18 protein-coding genes are annotated in these 18,460 nt (G+C 30.3%); 5 read left to right on the top strand and 13 right to left on the bottom strand.

Annotation, left to right across the window (positions count from 1 at the left end):
- Together L8X28_RS07665 and L8X28_RS07660 are read right to left on the bottom strand one after the other, a co-directional pair.
- Positions 1-990 (bottom strand): PDC sensor domain-containing protein (locus L8X28_RS07665; RefSeq protein WP_263665988.1); only part of this gene is annotated, 990 nt, incomplete at its 3' end.
- A gap of 77 nt (positions 991-1,067) precedes the next feature.
- Positions 1,068-1,538: a low molecular weight protein-tyrosine-phosphatase gene (locus L8X28_RS07660; RefSeq protein ID WP_263660840.1), complete on the bottom strand. Its 471-nt coding sequence runs from the start codon at positions 1,536-1,538 to the stop codon at positions 1,068-1,070.
- A gap of 207 nt (positions 1,539-1,745) precedes the next feature.
- On the opposite strand from L8X28_RS07660, the gene thiD reads away from it, so the two are divergent.
- From thiD to L8X28_RS07640, 4 genes are read left to right on the top strand one after another with little or no spacing between them, the layout of a single operon-like run.
- On the top strand, positions 1,746-2,558 hold the full coding sequence (gene thiD / locus L8X28_RS07655; protein ID WP_133319829.1) for a bifunctional hydroxymethylpyrimidine kinase/phosphomethylpyrimidine kinase: 813 nt from the start codon (positions 1,746-1,748) through the stop codon (positions 2,556-2,558).
- Positions 2,559-2,560: 2 nt separating this feature from the next.
- On the top strand, positions 2,561-3,343 hold the full coding sequence (thiM, locus tag L8X28_RS07650; RefSeq protein ID WP_263665987.1) for a hydroxyethylthiazole kinase: 783 nt from the start codon (positions 2,561-2,563) through the stop codon (positions 3,341-3,343).
- The gene (thiE, locus tag L8X28_RS07645; RefSeq protein WP_263665986.1) at positions 3,330-3,956 is read left to right on the top strand and encodes a thiamine phosphate synthase; all 627 of its coding nucleotides are present in this window, start codon (positions 3,330-3,332) and stop codon (positions 3,954-3,956) included. The genes thiM and thiE overlap by 14 nt, the downstream gene beginning before the upstream one ends.
- Entirely contained in the window at positions 3,953-4,594 is a 642-nt protein-coding gene (locus L8X28_RS07640; RefSeq protein ID WP_318529432.1) for a uroporphyrinogen-III synthase, read from the top strand. Before thiE ends, L8X28_RS07640 begins: the two co-directional genes overlap by 4 nt.
- On the opposite strand, the gene L8X28_RS07635 is transcribed toward L8X28_RS07640, so the two are convergent.
- Complete coding sequence (locus tag L8X28_RS07635; protein WP_263665989.1) at positions 4,575-5,903, bottom strand: MATE family efflux transporter; 1,329 nt, start codon at positions 5,901-5,903, stop codon at positions 4,575-4,577. The two genes, L8X28_RS07640 and L8X28_RS07635, sit on opposite strands and share 20 nt — an antisense overlap.
- 269 nt (positions 5,904-6,172) lie before the next feature.
- On the opposite strand from L8X28_RS07635, the gene L8X28_RS07630 reads away from it, so the two are divergent.
- A complete protein-coding gene (locus tag L8X28_RS07630) occupies positions 6,173-6,793 on the top strand; it encodes a hypothetical protein (RefSeq protein WP_263665984.1) in 621 nt (206 codons plus the stop codon).
- 30 nt (positions 6,794-6,823) lie between these two features.
- Here the strand turns inward: L8X28_RS07630 and lepA are convergent, their stop codons facing one another.
- From lepA to L8X28_RS07580, 10 genes are read right to left on the bottom strand one after another with little or no spacing between them, the layout of a single operon-like run.
- The gene (gene lepA / locus L8X28_RS07625) at positions 6,824-8,614 is read right to left on the bottom strand and encodes a translation elongation factor 4 (RefSeq protein ID WP_263665983.1); all 1,791 of its coding nucleotides are present in this window, start codon (positions 8,612-8,614) and stop codon (positions 6,824-6,826) included.
- Positions 8,615-8,623: 9 nt separating this feature from the next.
- A complete protein-coding gene (locus tag L8X28_RS07620) occupies positions 8,624-9,049 on the bottom strand; it encodes a hypothetical protein (protein ID WP_263659953.1) in 426 nt (141 codons plus the stop codon).
- Between the two features lie 11 nt (positions 9,050-9,060).
- Positions 9,061-12,291: a cytochrome c biogenesis protein gene (gene ccsA, locus L8X28_RS07615; RefSeq protein ID WP_263665982.1), complete on the bottom strand. Its 3,231-nt coding sequence runs from the start codon at positions 12,289-12,291 to the stop codon at positions 9,061-9,063.
- 3 nt (positions 12,292-12,294) lie between these two features.
- Positions 12,295-12,990 carry an ABC transporter ATP-binding protein gene (locus L8X28_RS07610; protein ID WP_133319837.1) on the bottom strand — a complete coding sequence of 232 codons (696 nt, stop codon included), beginning with the start codon at positions 12,988-12,990 and terminating at the stop codon, positions 12,295-12,297.
- Positions 12,977-13,747 (bottom strand): ABC transporter ATP-binding protein, encoded by a 771-nt coding sequence (locus tag L8X28_RS07605; protein ID WP_133319838.1) that lies wholly within the window; start codon positions 13,745-13,747, stop codon positions 12,977-12,979. The genes L8X28_RS07610 and L8X28_RS07605 overlap by 14 nt, the downstream gene beginning before the upstream one ends.
- On the bottom strand, positions 13,744-14,775 hold the full coding sequence (locus tag L8X28_RS07600) for a branched-chain amino acid ABC transporter permease (RefSeq protein WP_133319839.1): 1,032 nt from the start codon (positions 14,773-14,775) through the stop codon (positions 13,744-13,746). The genes L8X28_RS07605 and L8X28_RS07600 overlap by 4 nt, the downstream gene beginning before the upstream one ends.
- Before the next feature lies 1 nt (position 14,776).
- The gene (locus tag L8X28_RS07595; protein ID WP_039628648.1) at positions 14,777-15,673 is read right to left on the bottom strand and encodes a branched-chain amino acid ABC transporter permease; all 897 of its coding nucleotides are present in this window, start codon (positions 15,671-15,673) and stop codon (positions 14,777-14,779) included.
- A 21-nt stretch (positions 15,674-15,694) separates the two neighbouring features.
- On the bottom strand, positions 15,695-16,810 hold the full coding sequence (locus tag L8X28_RS07590) for an ABC transporter substrate-binding protein (protein WP_133319840.1): 1,116 nt from the start codon (positions 16,808-16,810) through the stop codon (positions 15,695-15,697).
- A gap of 11 nt (positions 16,811-16,821) precedes the next feature.
- On the bottom strand, positions 16,822-17,934 hold the full coding sequence (locus L8X28_RS07585; RefSeq protein ID WP_263665981.1) for an ABC transporter substrate-binding protein: 1,113 nt from the start codon (positions 17,932-17,934) through the stop codon (positions 16,822-16,824).
- A 14-nt stretch (positions 17,935-17,948) separates the two neighbouring features.
- Positions 17,949-18,386 carry a c-type cytochrome gene (locus L8X28_RS07580; protein WP_263665980.1) on the bottom strand — a complete coding sequence of 146 codons (438 nt, stop codon included), beginning with the start codon at positions 18,384-18,386 and terminating at the stop codon, positions 17,949-17,951.
- Positions 18,387-18,460: the final 74 nt, after the last annotated feature.

Raw genomic sequence — 18,460 nt, 5'->3', positions numbered from 1 at the left:
AAAGTCAAAGAAAGAATTGATACCTTTTTGGATTGCTTGTAAAGGGGATAGATAATAAGAGATGATGAAGTAGAGTAAAATGATACTAGCTATACTTGTAAAAATAACAATAGTAGTTTGAATATAAGCTATTTTTAAAGCAGGAGCTTCAATAACTTCTATATTTTCGCCCGCACAAGTTGTATAACCATCAACATTAACACAAATACCAAATCTATTGTTACCATTTTGTGTGGTATAGCTGAAAATATTATAATCACCAGCTTTTTCATAAGCTTTAGCAACTGTTATAATATCTGGATTTTGCTTATCGCTAACTAATGATTTGTCAGTTGAGGCAAATACAGTATAAGCTTGGTCAAATACAAAGGTTCTTCCTGGTAGTTCGCTAAATTCGTTTTGTAGATCTTTTACCAAAACATCAATAGCTAGTATACCTATAAATTTACCATCTTTGATTAATGGCATAGAGTAGGTAAAACATGGTAAACCAGTTGTTGCATCAATATAAGATGCGGTAATGTATAAGCCATTTTTCTTTCTAGCTTCTATATAAAATTCTCTTGTAGTAGCATCGTAATTATCCGCTTTTCCGTAAATTCCATAATCTAAGCCTTTGCTATCGCTATCTGGATCACTTACTATTAACTCACCGCTTGGCTGAGCTATATAAACAGCTAAATAACTATTCATATCTCTAACTGTTTTTAGTAAATTACCTGTATTATCCATAAGTTTTTCTTGAGTGTTAAGTTCGCTATATGGAAGCTTTAAGATGGCTTGAGAAAGTTTTTCCAAAGAATACACATTGAGCTTTTTGAAATCTCTCATTGATTTTTCTGCAGTTCTTACATAATTAGTTTCAGCTTTTACTACCTCATAATTTAAGGCTTTTTTTGTAAAAATAAAACTAACAACGCCAAGTATTATAAGACATACTATAGCTATAATGTTTGCTATTAATGAAATTTTTAATTTGATACTTTTCATTAATTAAACTCCTTTGATGTTATGGTGAATTTTAAATGAGTTTATTATATCATTAAAAATTAAAAAAGAAACAAATATTATTTAAACGATAAATTTTTATAAAGAGTATTTAAGAGTCCAAAACATGCTTTTGAAAGTATAGTGTAAGTCTCATCAAAATTCCCACTATACCAAGGATCAGGCACTTCGTCATATCCTAATTCTAAGGCAAAAGAAGTGATTTTATGAATTTTATGTTTTGCATTTGGAAAATTTTTAACTATATCATTATAATTAGAATTATCCATTACGATAATTAAATCATTATCCTCGCACATTTTTAAATTTAGTTTTTTACTGCAAAATGGCTTAGAATTTATATTTTTGTTATCTAATAAAGCTTTAGTTTTATAATGCATATCCTCCCCATCGTGGTAACCTGAAGTACCTGCACTAGAAATAATAAATTCATTATTTAAATTTGCTTTTGTTAAAAGATCCTTCATAATAAATTCGGCCATGGGAGAACGACAAATATTGCCTAAACAAACAAAAATAATTTTAGTCATATTTTTCCTTTTATTTTTGTGTAGTTTTTTCAAAATTATAGCAGTATTTCAAAATATTTTTAAAGATTAATTAAAACTAAGATATAATTTTTCATTAATGGGGAGCTTTTGCTGAGAGGAAGTATAACTTCGACCCTTGAGAAGTTTGGTAATGCAAACTTTGAATTCTTGCAAAAACTTTCCTTTTTTATAAAAAAAAGGATAAAAATGATACAAGCAAAAACAAAAACTAAAATTCCTATCTTAACTATAGCAGGAAGTGATTGTAGTGGTGGTGCAGGTATACAAGCTGATTTAAAAACTTTTAGCGCTCATAATTTATTTGGTATGAGTGTAGTTTTAAGCGTTGTGGCTGAAAATACTGCAAGAGTGATTTCTTGTTTTGATATACCCACTAAGATAATAGATGAGCAAATGCTAGCAGTTTATGAAGACATAGAGCCAGCTGCTGTAAAAATTGGAATGCTAGGTTCAAAGGAAATCATAATTTGTGTAAAAGAAAATTTATTGCGCTTTAAAGCTAAAAATGTAGTGATTGATCCTGTGATGTTTGCAAAAAATGGCTATGCTTTAATGCCTTTAGAAAATTGTCAGTTTTTTAAAGATGAAATTTTATCTTTAGCTGATGTACTTACTCCAAATATTCCCGAGGCTGAGTTTTTGTGTGATTTTAAAATACTTAATGAGGAGGATATGAAAAAAGCCGCTATAAAACTTCACAAAGAAGGTGCAAAAAGTGTTTTGATTAAAGGTGGACATAGTAAATATAACACCAATGATGTTTTTTATGATGGAAAGGAATTTAGTATTTTTAAAGCAGAAAAAATTAATACAAAAAATACACACGGCACAGGTTGTACATTAAGTTCAGCTATAGCTAGTAATCTTGCCTTAGGTAAAGAAAAACATGAAGCTATAAAACTTGCTAAAGATTATGTGTATGGAGCTATATTAAATTCTTTAGCACTTGGAAAAGGTTGTGGCCCGACTAATCATTTTTTTCAATATGACAAGGAGTAAAAATGATTATTAAAGCAGTAAGAGAAAAAAATCCTTTGATTCATCATATTACTAATTATGTTACAGCTAATGATTGTGCAAATGTAACTATAGCAATGGGAGCAAGTGCTGCTATGGCTGATTTTTATGAAGAGCAAGCTGATTTTGCTAGAATAAGTTCAGCCTTAGTATTAAACACAGGTACGATTAATCAACTTATAGCAAATTCTATGTTAAAAGCAACTAAAGAATATACTTTATTAAATAAACCTATAATTTTTGATCCTGTTGCTTTGGGTGTGAGTAAGGCAAGAGATGGGATTAATTTTGAATTGCTTAATCTAAAAGGCATTAGTATTGTTAAAGCAAATGCATCTGAAATGGCTAGTGTTATAGGTTTAGATGGTAAAGCAAGAGGGGTTGATAGTACTTTTGTGATTAATGATGAGTTTTTAGAAAAAGCTAGGGAATACTCTTATAAAACTAAGCGTGTTTTAGCTATAACTGGAAAAATTGATTATATTATAAATCAAGAGCATATTGCTAAAATTTATAATGGCTCAATCATGGCTACTAAAATAACTGGAGCAGGTTGTATGTGTGCTTCTTTGTGCGGGGTTTTTGCAGGAGCGTCAGAAGATAAATTTCAGGCTAGTTTATATGCTTTGCTTAGTTTTGGCATAGCTAGCGAAATCGCTCAAGAGCTTTCTAGTGGAAGTGGTAGTTTTAGAGTGAATTTAATCGATGCTTTAAATAATTTAAATGATGAAGAAATTAAAAAAAGAGCCAAATATGAAATCATTTAAAATTTATCTTGTCGCAAGCAAGGGTGAAAAAAGCGAAAGCGAGTTTTTAAATATTTTAGAAGCTTCTCTGAAAGCTAAGATTGATATTTTACAACTTAGAGAGAAAAATCTTAGTACTTTAGAATTTTATAATCTTGCTTTAAAAGTTAAAGCTTTGTGTGAAAAATACAACACGCCTTTTGTGATAAATGATAGAATCGATATAGCCATGGCTGTGAATGCAAATGGAGTGCATATAGGACAAAAGGATATGCCTTTAAAAAAAGCAAGGGAGCTTTTAGGCGAAGAAAAAATCATAGGGCTTACGATCAATCATAAAAATGATCTTATTAATACTCAAGGTGCTACTTATCTTGGAGTGGGGGCTGTTTTTGCTACGCCTAGCAAGCAAGATTGTGTTGTGCTTGGCATAGATGGATTAAAAGAAATTGCTAGTTTAGCTTCTTTACCTATTGTGGCTATAGGTGGGATAGATGAAGTTAATTTAAATTTGCTTAAAGATTGTAATATACAAGGTATAGCTGTGGTTAGAGCGATAATGCAAGCAAATGATCCTTATATAGCAACTTTAAATTTAAGATCAAATTTTGATAAAACTTTTATAGGAAAATAATGATTTATTTTATAGGGGATAAAGAATTTGATGGTGTTAAGACTATAAGATTAAATGAAATTAAATTTCTTGATTTTGAAGTTAATTTAAAGGAATTTGATTGTTTAATCATTAGCTCCAAGAATGCATTAAAAGCATTAATGTCAAGTAAAAACAAAATTGATTTTGATATTAAACTTTATGCTGTGGGAGAAAAAAGTGCTGATTTTGCAAAAGAGCTTGGCTTTAAAAATGTCAAATATCCTAGCAAGGCTTATGGTAAAAATTTAGCTAGTGAGTTTTTATTTGAGTTTAAAAATAAAAAATGTCTTTATTTAAGAGCGAAGAAAATTAGTTCAGGTCTTGATGAGTATTTGCTGAAAGAAAATATCCTTTTAAAACAATTAATCGTTTATGAAAATATAGCCATAGAGCCTAAAAAAGATGAGTTAAAAATTCATCATCCAAGTGTTTTTATCTTTAGCGCTCCTTCAAGCATGGAGCAATTTTTGAAATTTTTTGCATTAGAAAAAGAAGATAAAGTTGTAGTTATAGGTCAAAGTACAGCTTTAAAACTTCGTAATTTTAAAAATTTATATATATGTAAAGAACAAGATCTAAACTCTTGTTTAAAATTAGCTAAGAGTTTAGATTTTTAAAAGTTTTATATAATAAAAATGAAGCAATAAAAATCATACAAATATCACCTACTAAAGTGGCTAGCCAAACTCCATTTACTCCTAAAAATTGCGTTAGTATAAATAAAGATAAGAATGGGAAAATAAGACTTTGGGAAATAGAAATTCCTAAAGAAAGTAAGGGTTTATCAAGTGCTGTGAAAAATGAAGCGCAGAGTTTTCCAAACCAAGAAAATAAAAAAGAAAAAGAAAAAAATATCAAAGCATTTTGTGCTATATGAATAAAATCTTGGTTGTTATCTTTGTTGAAAACACTTACTATAAGGTTATTGAAAAAATAAACAAATAAAAACACTATTGTGCTTACACCCCAAGAAGCAAAAAACATTCTTTTAAAAATAGCTTGAATTCTTGCAATATTTTTGTGTCCATAATTATAACTTAATGCAGGTTGCATAGCATCACACATGGCCAAAACTAGCATGAAAACAAAAGTACTAAGATATAAAATCACAGAAAATGCTGCAACAGCTGTACTTCCAGAAAGTTTAAGCAAAAAAGCATTAGCTAAGATGGTATAAAAAGAGCTAGAAATATTAGAAAAAAATTCAGATGAGCCATTATAAAGTATATTTTTTAGTATTTGCAGCTTGATTATTGGTTTTTTAAATTTTAAAGTTAAATCTTTAAAAACAAAAGGTAATATCCCTAAAACGCTTCCTAAAAACATCCCTATACAAGTTGCTAAAGCTGCCGAATAAAGCCCCCAATCAAAAACCACTATAAAAAGCCAGTCAAGAAAAATATTACTCAAAGCAGTAATGATATTAACTATCATGCTATAAAAAGTTTTTCCACAAATCCTAAGATAATTATCCATAGCAAAAGCTAGCATAATAAAGGGAGCAAAAGTGGCAAAAATTTGCATATATTCAGTAGATAAACTTTGAATATTCTCATTAGCTCCCATAAAAACACTTAATGTTTTTGCTAGAAAAAATCCTAAAATTCCCATTAAACAAGAAATTGCAAAAATAATAACTATACAAAAAGAAAAAATAGCTCTTGCTTTTTCAACTTTTCCTTTACCTAGATTAATTGCTATTTGCACTGATGAGCCTATGGCTATCATATCAGCTAGAGCAAAACTTATCATGATAAAAGGCATCATTAAATTCATAGCAGCAAGTGCATTTGAACCTAAATATCTTCCAACAAAAATTCCATCAATAATCACATAAAGATAAATAAAAGCCATGCTAGCCATGTTTGGCAAAGCACATTTTATAAATAGTTTGGTAGGATTTAATGTAGTGTAAAAATTATGTATTGACATAGCTTTCCTTATTAAAAATTATTTTATTTAAAATTTTATAGATAAAATAAATTTAATAAAGAGATTCTATACCTTCTATAATATCTTTAAAATATGGATCAACAATGATAATGAAAAAATCTTTGAAAAACATTTATATCACCCAAATTTTAAAAATATAATAAATATTTGGCATTATATTTAAGCTGTAATTATAAATTTCTTAATGTAAATTTTAATTTTTTTTAGACGATTTTTATAAACCCACAAAAAAAGGAGCAAGGATGCAAATAAATTCGTATTCACGCGTGGCAGTAGAGTCGCAAGTTAGCAATAGGAAGGCTAATTTGAATACAAAACTTGAAGATGCCAATACCAAAAGTGCTAATAGCACAAAAGATATAGATGAGGATAAGCTTAGTAAGCTTGCTAGTATGGGAGGAAAAGGCATAACCAAGCTTTATGCTATGAATTTTATGCAGCAAGTATTTAGCATGAGTTCATCCAATAGTCTATCTCAGGCAGGGATTTTTCAAGGAGCTCAATCTAAGGATTCTTTAACAGCTATTTTATCAAATGTAGATTTTAAAGCTATAGGATATGAAGGTAAAGATATACTTAGTTTAAATGCTGATGAAGCAAAAGAGCTTATTGGGGAAGATGGATATTTTGGTGTAGCAAAAACATCTCAAAGATTGGCTGATTTTGTTATTAATGGGGCTGGTGAAGACATGGAAAAACTTCAAAAAGGTTTAGAGGGTCTAAAAGCAGGATTTGCACAAGCGGAAAAAATGTGGGGTGGCAAACTTCCTGATATCAGCTATGAGACAATTGATAAAGCTATTGAAACAGTAACTCAAAAAATTAATGAAATGGGTGGAAATTCTTTAGATATCAATGCATAAATTTATATCCCTAGTGTATAAACTAGGGATTTAGTCTATTTTTAAAACACTTAAAAATGCTTCTTGAGGTAAATGTACCTTACCAATAGCTTTCATTCTTTTTTTACCTTCTTTTTGTTTTTCAAGAAGTTTCCTTTTTCTAGTAATATCCCCACCATAACATTTTGCGGTTACATTTTTACCCATGGATTTTACATTTTCTCTTGCAATAATTTTATTTCCTATGCTTGCTTGGATAGCAACTTCAAAAAGCTGTCTTGGGACGATTTCTTTCATCGCTTTTACAAGCTCTCTGCCCTTGCTTAGTGCTTTTTCATTTGGCACTATGATGCTTAGTGCATCGACATTTTCACCAGCTACTTTAATATCAAGTTTTACAAGATCTCCCGCTCTAAATTCAATAGGCTCATAATCAAAACTAGCATAGCCTTTGGTAAGTGATTTAAGTTTATCGTAAAAGTCCATAACGATTTCGTTTAAAGGTATATCATACTCAAGTAAAACGCGCTCAGGAGTGATGTAATCCATCTTAACTTGCATACCGCGTTTGCGATTTAAAAGAGTGATTAAATTCCCTAGGTATTCGCTTGGAGTTATGATAGTTGCTTTTACATAAGGTTCTTTTATATGATCGATTTTATTTACCGGAGGTAGTTCGCTTGGATTTTGAATTTTTAAAACTTCTCCATCGGTTTGATAAATTTCATAAGTAACAGTTGGAGCAGTAGCAATTAAATCAAGGTTAAACTCACGCTCAAGTCTTTCTTTAATAACCTCCATATGCAAAAGACCTAAAAAACCAACTCTAAAGCCAAATCCTAAAGCAAGGGATGTTTCAGGTTCGTAGGTGATAGAGCTATCATTAAGTTTTAATTTATCTAAAGCATCTCTTAAATCTTCAAATTTATCCGTTTCTATAGGATATAATCCTGCAAAAACAAAAGCTTTGGCTTTTTCAAAACCACCAATGGCTTCTTTTGCTTTATTTTTAGTTAGTGTTATGGTGTCACCTACTTGAACATCGGCGACATTTTTAAGTCCAAGCACGATAACACCCACTTCACCTGATTCTAATTTTTTAGTTTTTATAGGGCTTAATGGATGAGGATAGAAAAGATCTTGCACGAGATGTTTTTTATCTGTACTCATAACTAAAACTTCATCATTTTTAGCAATATTTCCCTCATAAATTCTAACTAAAGCCAAAGCTCCAAGATAATTATCAAACCAAGAATCATAAATTAAAGCTTTAGTAGGTGCTTCATCATCAGTTTTTGGCGCAGGAATTTTTGTGATGATAGTTTCTATGAGTTCTTTTATACCTACACCTGTTTTTGCGCTAACACAAATTGTATTAGAGCAATCAATTCCTATAATATGCTCTATTTCGTGTTTAACCTTTTCAATATCAGCCGAAGGAAGATCAATTTTATTAATCACTGGTATGATTTCAAGATCATTTTCTAAGGCTATATAAACATTGGCTATAGTTTGAGCCTCTACTCCTTGAGAAGCATCAACAACAAGTAAAGCCCCTTCGCAACTTGCTAAAGAACGACTTACTTCATAGGAAAAATCAACATGGCCTGGAGTGTCTATTAAATTTAATACATATTCTTCATTGTTGAATTTATAATTTAAACGCACAGATTGAGCTTTTATAGTTATACCACGCTCTTTTTCTATATCCATAGTATCCATTACTTGGGCGCTCATTTGTCTATCGCTAATTGCTCCGCATTCGCTGATAATTCTATCAGCTAATGTGCTTTTACCATGATCAATATGAGCTATAATAGAGAAATTTCTAATATTTTTCATCAAAAAACCTTAAGATTGTCTCATTTTTCTTTTTGCTAGGCCTATTTGCTCATAAGCATCAATTTCTTTTTTCAAAGCTTTATATCTTTTTTTTAGCTCATTGTTTAAAAATGAAATGTTTTTAGGAGTAGCATTAGCATTGGCTGAAATAGCACTAATGAAATCAAGTTTTCTTTTAGTGGCGCTGTCTTTTGGATTAGATCCTAGTTTTTGTGAATTTAAAAATTGCAAAATTAAGGCTTGAATTTCTTGAGAGTTGTTTGCATTATTTGCTTTAGATATAAAATCTTCTATATTGCTTATTTTTGGAGTTTTAGCTGGATTTGATTTGCTTGGTTGTTTTTCTTTGTGCATGAAAAATAATACCAAAAGAATTCCAAGTATGATAATTATCACTAAAGCTATAACTAAAAAAATAAAAAGAGAATTATTCATGTAAAACTTTCCTATAATTTTGTTGCATAAGATCTTTTAAAATAACTTGCTAAGCTTAATGCTACCATAAATAAAAATCCCCAATACACATAATCAGGAATTTTCACAGAATCTCCTGCTGCATAAGAATGCATACCAGTTAAAAAGTAATTTACACCAAAATAAGTCATGATAATTACCCAATACGCAAACATGGAGTAAACTGCAAAAATGTATTGATTTGCCCATTTTGGTACCATTCTAATGTGCAAAATAGCTGCATAAACTAAAATACTAATTAAAGCCCAAGTTTCTTTAGAGTCCCAACTCCAATATCTTCCCCAACTTTCATTTGCCCATATAGCACCTAAGAAATTTCCAACTGTAAGTAAGCAAAGTCCTAAAATCATAGCCATTTCGTTGATTCTTGTTGCTTCTGTAATATTTCTTAAAATGTTTTCATTATGTTTGCCATTGATTTTTAGCATACATAATAAAATAAGTACAAATATACCCAACAATGCACATAATCCTAAAAATCCATAGCTAGCAGTAATAACCGAAACATGTATTGTTAGCCAATAAGATTGCAACACAGGAACTAAATTGGTAATTTGCGGATCCATTTGGCTAAGATGAGCTACACCTAAAGTAACTCCTGCTAAAATAGAGGTTAAAGAAAGTGCAATAGGGCTTTTTCTTGAAAAGAAAATTCCAGATAATGATAAAGCCCAAGCTATATAAACCATGCTCTCATATGCATTACTCCATGGAGCGCGACCTGCTATATACCAACGCAAAGCCAAACCTAGAGTATGGATGAAAAATGCCACAATGTTAAACACATAAACACATTTAAATATAAAATCAATGCGAATTTTTGGCAGAAGCATTTTAACAAAAACTATAATCAAAAGTAAAAATCCAGCGCATAAATAAAGCGGAGCAAGATTTACAAAAATTTGACTTTTGTTGAAAAAGATTTCTGTATTAATTTTTTTAGCACTTGGCATAACTTCATGGCCGTATTTTTCTTGGTAATTTTTGATAATATTTAAATTTTTAGTTGCTTCATCCCAGTTGTTATGTGCAATAGAATTACTAACTGCATTGAAATAATTTTCTAAAATGCTTCTTACTTCTTTACCTTCTTCGCCTTTTAAACCTATATATGCTTCGCGTGGTGCCACCCATTGATTATTGGTGCTATTTTGTAGTGGAATAAATTTAAAAATATCTCCTGAAAAAATTAAATTTACAATATTTACTCTTTCATCAAGCTTGATTATTTCTTTATCAAAAACACTTCTACGATTTGGATTTTTTCTATTAGCATTTTCTACATATTTTTGTAGTTTATAAGCATCTGTAGTGAAAAAATCTTTAAAACTAGTATAAGCTCTAGGTTCAATACCTAAAATTTTAGAAATTTCTTCATTAACCAAGCGACTTGTTGGCATAAATATAATATCTTTATCATACCATGCACTGCCATCAAAAATCATTGATATGATAGTTGCTTCGGCACTTTGGCCTTGAAAGGTTGTGTTTTTGTATATTTTTTCTAAGACTTCCATAGCTAAAGTATTAAAAGGAACCATTCTACCATCAGGTTTTTGCACTACTAAAGAAGCAAGTTCTTTAGCATGTGTTTCATCTACCTTGATGGGTTCATTTGCATAAGTATTTTGGCTTGCAAAAAAAACTAATATAAATGTCAATATCGCACTTGTTTTTTTCAAGGTGTCTTGATTGATTAATTTAGCTAAAGTCCTAAATCTTGAATGGGGATTTAAAATATTTAAAAACATTCCTAATGTAAGTAAAAAATATCCAATATATGTAGGAATTTTACCCGGATCTTTATTAACTGAAAGTATGGTGCCAAGCTCATCTTGATCATAAGAACTTTGGTAAAATCTATAACCTTGATAATCTAAAACATTATTCATAAAAATCTTATATTCTAATTTTTGTTCGGCATTATCAATTTCCACATAACTTGCATAAGACATAGGCGACATCGAGCCAGGATAGCGTTCTAGTTCAAAGTCTTTTAAGTACATTTCAAATGGCATTTCTATTCCTTTAGGACCCCATCTTAAAAAGAAAGGTTGACCTGCTACATCAATACGGATAGGCGAGTTGTATTCTACTAGGAAAACTTCTTTAGATTCTCCTTTATAGCTTAATTTTAATTTTAAAGCATTAATAGCATTTTCTGAAAGTTGAGTTGGCATATATTTAGTGCTTTGTGCAAAGTCTTTGAAATTATTTAATAAAGAATTATTCCAGTATTTTGCCTCACCAAATAAAGAAATCAAAGCATTGCGTCCTAGCTCTATCCAACTATTTTTAAACCAAGTAAAAAAGCTTTCATCTTGAGCTTGATTAATACCTTCTAAGGTTTTTTTACCATGTAAAGAAGCAAATTTTACTACCAAATTAATATCATTAAAAGAATATAATCTTAAATCTTTAGCTTGTGCTTTTTGATTTGCTTTTAAAATGTTTTCTTTACCATCACTCATTGACATGTATTTTAAATCAAAATCAGCACTAAGCTTTAGATCTTTATCAATTTTTATATAAGGACTTGGAGCAGAGTCGTTTAAAAATGCTATATTGACACCATTGATATTTTTTATATCTCCTGCTTGAAAAAGCAATTCTTTAGATTCGTTATTTTGTGAAAGCATTAAAGATAAAAGAGGAGCAGAGTTGTTATCATCGATATAAATTTCTTTTGCATCTAAAATCAAATTTTCATATGAAATTTGAGCTTTTTCATCAGGTAATATTAAATCAAATGAAAAATCATTTACAAAAGGTAAAGTGGCAATATATTCAGATTTTGCAGCACTATATACTTTATCATCTTTTAAAGTTGCTATATAGATATAACTTTTTGAGGTTTCAATGATATTATTTTTTTCGTTTTCTCTAATGTGTAAATTTCCTTCAAATCCCATATATCTAGTCATAGCTGAACCTAGTAATATAAATAAAAATGAGATATGAAAGATTAAAAGTGGTATTTTTTTCTTGTTAAACATTTTATATTTAAAAAGAGCTGTTAAAAGATTGATTCCTAATATGAGCTGTATAAAGCCAAACCAAGATGTTCCATATATCATGGCCCATGCTGTTGGAGTATTGTAAGCACTTTCTATAAAAGTAGCTAGAGCGCAAAATAGGGCAAAAATTAAAAATAAAAAAATAGAAATTTTTATATCCCCAAAAGCTAAAAGTTGTCTTCTCATGATTTAAGCTCCAAGGTATTTTTTTCTAATCTCATCATTACCGATAAGATCTTTTGCAGGTGCATGCATAGCGATTTTACCATTTTCTAGAACATAAGCATAATCGCTGATTTTTAAAGCTGAAAATGCATTTTGTTCCACTAATAAAATAGTAATACCTTCTTCTTTTAATTTGACTATAATATCAAAAACCTCTCCAACTATTTTTGGAGCAAGCCCTAGCGAAGGTTCATCTAGCATTAAAAGTTTTGGCTCACTCATAAGAGCTCTTGAAATAGCTAGCATTTGAGCTTCTCCACCGCTTAGAGTTCCCGCTAATGCATTTTTTTTATCTTTTAATCTTGGGAAAAGTCTATACATTTGATTTTTCAAATGTTCATAGTTTTCTGCATTATTAAAAGCACCAATTTTTAAATTTTCTTCTATAGTGAGATTTATAAAAACTCTTCTTCCTTCAGGTACCAATGCTATACCTTTTTGTACTAAAGTATGAGGTAAATGTCTTTGAGTGTCATAACCTAAAAAACTTACTTCACCAGTTTTTTTAACACAATTTAGCATTGCATTAAGTGTTGATGTTTTTCCTGCACCATTTGAGCCTATCAAGCTAACTATACTTCCTGTTTTTATGGTAAAATCTATACCTTTAACAGCTTCTATTAAGCCATAATAAACATGTAAATCTTTAACTACTAGCATTAAAATCTCCCAAATATGCACTAATTACTTCAGGATTTTGAACAGCATCACTTGGCTTTCCTTCAAAAATAGTCTTACCATAATCAAGCACCATAACCCTATCGCAAAGCTTATTTACAAATTTCATATCATGCTCAATAAGCAAAACACTGATTTTTTTATTATTTCTTATATCAAAAATCAATTCAGCCAAATCATCGCTTTCTGTTGAATTCATACCTGCTGCTGGTTCATCTAACAATAAAAGTTTAGGATTTGTTGCCAAAGCTCTTGCTATTTCAACTTTTCTTTGTTGTCCATAACTTAAACTAGTGGCCCTTTCATCAGCCAAATGAGCAATATTGAGTTGTTCTAAAATTTCATAAGCTGCTTTTTTTGCATTTTTTTCTGCTTTGGAGAATCTTCCCAAATGTAAAAAAGCTTCAAAAATATTATATTTAATACTCTTATCAAAACCAATTAATACATTTTCTAAAACACTCATGCTAGAAAAAAGTCTAATGTTTTGAAAAGTTCTTGCTATGCCTAGATGAACTATTTTGTGCGGCTTTAAATGGTCAATCTTTTTTCCTAGAAAAAATACTTCTCCGCTGCTTGGTTTATAATTTCCTGTAATAATATTAAATAGTGTCGTTTTTCCTGCGCCATTTGGACCTATAAGTCCAAAAATTTCGCTTTCTTTTATAGTAAAAGAAGTATTTGCTATAGCACTAACTCCACCAAAATTTTTATGGATTTTTTTAAGCTCTAAAATCATTTTTTATTCCTTTTAGAAAACTTAAATAAAATATCTGTTAATTCTTTATCACCCATTATTCCTCTTCTTGCAAAAAGCATTACTAAAATCAATATAACAGAAAACACAACCATTCTAAGACCAGGCATAGCAGGAGTTTCATAACCAAAAATATTCATACTCTCATCTAAAAATCTTAAATACTCACTTCCACCTATTACTAAAATAGCTCCTATGATAGCACCAGTAGTTGAACCTAAGCCGCCTAAAACAATGATGATTAAAAGCTGAAAAGTAAATAAAAAGTCAAATTGTTCAGGTGAAACTGAAGCTAGTGCGCAAGCTAATAAGCCTCCTCCAACACCTTCTAAAAATGCTGAAGTACTAAAGGCTAAGGTTTTAATATTAAAAGTGTTAATACCCATTGCTAATGCTGCATCTTCATCATCTCTTACAGCTTTCATGGCTCTACCAAATTTTGAACTAACAATATTTAAGATGATAATAACAGAAAATATAGCAATCCCACCACTCCAGTATAAGGTAGTATGTTTAGGAATATCGTTTAAGCCCAAAGAGCCATTTGTAACAGAAGCAAAGTTAATTGCCATAAGCTTGATAATAATTCCAAAGCCTAGTGTTACAATAGCTAAATAATCTCCTCTAACTCTAAATACTGCAAAGGCTAAAACTAAAGATAAAAGCATAGCACAAACCCCAGCAGCAAGTAAAGCTACAATAAAGCTTGGCGAATGAATCATCAAAATAAAACTACTTGGATCCTCTAAAGAAAACTGATCGATTTTGCTTTCACTTGTAAGTAAAACTAAGGCTGCAACATAAGCTCCTATAGCTACAAAACCATTTGGCTCTAATGAAAATTGTCCTGTAACTCCATTGATAAGATTATAACTTACCGCTAAGATTACAAAAATAGCAATATTGCTTAAAATTCCTATTTTATAATCGTTAAAAAAATAAGGAGATATAAAAAGAAAAGCAAGCGCTATAATAAAGAAACTTAAATGTGTAATTTTTCTTGCAATCATTTTAAAACCTACTTTTTTCAAAATTAATACCCAAAATTCCAGTTGGTTTAAAAAGTAAAATTAATACCAAAAAGATAAATGCAAATGCATCTTTAAAACCAGAAAGATCAGGGAAAATAGCAACAACAACAACCTCTGTAAAACCTATAATCAAGCCACCTAAAACTGCCCCAGCAACAGAACCAATACCACCTAAAACAGCAGCGCCAAAGGCCTTAAGTCCTATAAGAGTTCCCATGCTAGGTTCAACAGAAGGATAACTAACAGCCCAAAAAATACCACCAATAGCAGCTAAAGCTGAACCTAGTGCAAATACAATAGCGATAATACGATTTGCATCAATTCCCATTAAATTTACAGTATGAATATCAAAAGCTAAAGCTCTAATAGCAATGCCATATTTGCTTTTATAAAGTATGAATAAAACCACTAATAATATAAAAAATGTCAAAATAGGCACTAAAATACTATTAATGCTAATGCTGATATTATTAAAATTAATCACTGTTTCAAGATAGCTTGGCACAGGAAAATATTTTGGCGTTGAACCAAATAAGACATTAAATACATTTTGTATTAAAAAGCTTATACCTATGGCTGTGATAAGTAAAGAAATTCTAGGTGCTTTTCTTAAAGGTTTATAAGCTACTCTATCAATAGCTATACCTAAAGCTGCTGCAAATAACATAGCTAAAGAAAGAGCGCCTAAGAAAGGTACATTCATGCTTGTAACACAAAATAAAGCTGAATATGCACCCACCATCATAATATCACCATGTGCGAAATTAATCAGTCTTAAAACACCATAAACCATTGTATAGCCTATGGCGATAAGTGCATACATACTGCCTAAACTAAATCCATTTATAATTTGCTGTAAAATTAAAGAACTATCCATTGAACCTCTTAAAATTTTTATTTATGGTAGAATCGAGTCTTTATAAACTTGTTTTTGATTCTCTATTGATTTTATAACAATTGAGCGCGTGGCATTACCTGTTTTGTCTATACTGATCACCCCGCTAACACCTTCAAATTTAGAAGTAGCATGAATGTTGCTGTTGATACATTCACTATTGAAATCATTAACGCATTTTTGCATAGCTTCAAAGATTACAAAATATGCATCTGCACCCATAGCTGTAAAATTTGGAACTTCTTTGCTTTGTTTTTCTTTTTCATAGGCTAATATAAAGTCTTTTGAAAGCTGTGTTGGAGGGTTATTATAATCAAAACTATCTGTAAATAAATATCCTTCTGCTGCATCTTGAGCTAGATTAATAAAAGTTTCATCGGCAACTCCATCTGCCGAACCCATAGGAATATTAACACCCATTGCTTTTGCTTGGCGTGCGAATAAAGAAGCCTCAGTATAATATACTGGAAGATAAATAAAATCAGGTTTTAAATTTTTAACTTGAGAAAGTATAGCTTTAAAATCTTTATCGCCTGCTGTAATTCTAAATTTATCTAAAATTTTTCCACCTTGTTTGCTAAATTCTTTTTCAAAGGCCCTAGTTAAACCCAAAGAATAATCTGCGCTTTGATCGCTGATAATCACAGCTTTAGTGTAATTTAACTTATTTTTTACATAATTAGCCAAAGATGAGCCTTGAAAACTATCCATAAAACAAACTCTACTGGCATATAATTTTTTATTTAAAATTTTATCAGCAGTAGCTGCAGGAGCAACCACTGGTATCTTTTTTTCCTCGCCAATTCTTATCACTTGTAAAGTATTAGCTGTTAGCATTTCTCCAATAAGTGCATAAGCTTTATTTTGCGAAATTAATCTTGTGCTAGCATTTGCACTTTCTATTTTGTCACCTTTTGTATCTACTACAACAAGATTTACCTTATCGCCATTACTTAAAGTATTTTTCATAGAATTTGCAATTTTCACTCCATCTAAAGCACTTTGACCATAAGCTGCAGTAGATCCTGTTAGAGGTAAAACTACGCCAATGTTAATTTCTTTTGCCTGTATGATATTACAAGCTATGATAGACAATATAGCTATACTAATTTTTTTCATAGTTTAACCTTTCAAGGATTAATAATAGTTTTATAAACTTGTTTTTGTTCTTGTATTTCTTTTATAACTACAGAACGACTTGCATTGCCACTAGCATCTATGCTTATAACTCCACCTACACCTTCAAAATTATTAGTAGAATGAATTTTTTCATTAACGCATTGTGTGTTAAGATTATTAGCACATTCATTCATTGCATTTACCATTACATAATAAGCATCAGCTCCCATAGCAGAAAATGCTGGAAGCTCTTTGGTGCCATGATCTTTTTCATAAGCATTGATGAAATTTTTAGACAAAGTTGTTGGCGGATTGTTATAGTCAAAACTATCGGTAAAGATTACTCCATTTACAGCATCACCCCCAAGTTCAATAAATGTTTTATTGTTTACCCCATCACCTGCACTTAAAAGTTTATTAAAACCAACTGCTTTTGCTTGTCTTGCTATTAAAGCTGCTTCTGGATGGTAAATTGGCATATAAACAAAGTCAGGATTGATACTTTTAAGTTGTGAAACAATAGCTTTAAAGTCTTTATCGCCCGATGAGATAGTTAATTTTTTAAGTATTTTTCCGCCATTTTGTTTAAATTCTTTTTCAAAGGCTCTTGCTAAGCCTAGTGAATACACATTGCTTTGATCAACTATTACAACTACAGTTTTTAAATTTAAATCTTTATATGCATAGTTTGCAAATTTATCTCCTTGGAAGCTATCCATAAAACAAACTCTACTAGCGTAGCTTTTTTTATCCAAAAGTTTATCGCCTGAAGCAACAGGAGCTATTACTGGGATTTTCCTTTCTTCAGCTATAGATAAAACTTGCATAGTATTTGGTGTAACAGCTTCACCTATAAGTCCTAAAACTTTATCTTGAGAGATAAGTCTAGTGGTGGCATTTGCTGCTTCTATTTTATCACCTTTTGTATCTATGGCTATGATTTTAACATTATCTCCATTTTTTAAATTTGGATTTAAGGTATTAGCTAGTTTGATACCTTCATATACATCATTACCATAAGCCGCTAAAGCGCCAGTAAGTGGTAAAATAACTCCTATTTTTACTTCCGCAGCATAAATTGAACTAGCACAAAGCAAGCTAGCTAGCAGTAGATTTTTTCTCATGAAAACTCCTTTTTTTATTTTAAAAATGTATTATGTTTTGTTTTTGGTGTAGGTTCTTCTTCTAAAAGATCTTTTTGATTAAGCTCGATAGAAAAATTTTGCCCCTTTAAGTAAGCTATAATGTGATCCATATCACTTTCACTTAATTTTTTGGCGTATATGCTCATTTGAATGCTATCGCTTGATTGATCTTCAAAATATCCATTAGCATAGTCTTTTAAGGCACCTTTGATTTCTTCTGGATTTAAATCTTTAATAGCTTTTTTGCCATAAGAATTTTTTTCTCCATTTTCTCCGTGACAGGTGTTACATTTGTTTTTAAAATATATTTCTTTAGCTTTTTTTAAATCATAGCTAATATTATCATTAAAAGTATAAGTAAATAAAGACTTTATATTAAAAGCCATTAAAGAATTTATAAATAAAATACTAATTATAAATGAGCGTAACATAATATGCCTTTTTTAAATATAAATAAAGCTCGATTATATCTAAAAAAAATAAACAATTTTATCTCAATCTCACT

It is taken from the genome of Campylobacter sp. CNRCH_2016_0050h, assembly GCF_025772605.1.
Classification (GTDB): domain Bacteria; phylum Campylobacterota; class Campylobacteria; order Campylobacterales; family Campylobacteraceae; genus Campylobacter_D; species Campylobacter_D lari_D.
Note: the sequence above shows the minus strand (reverse complement) of the source record. Positions and strands in the feature narration are given on the sequence as shown.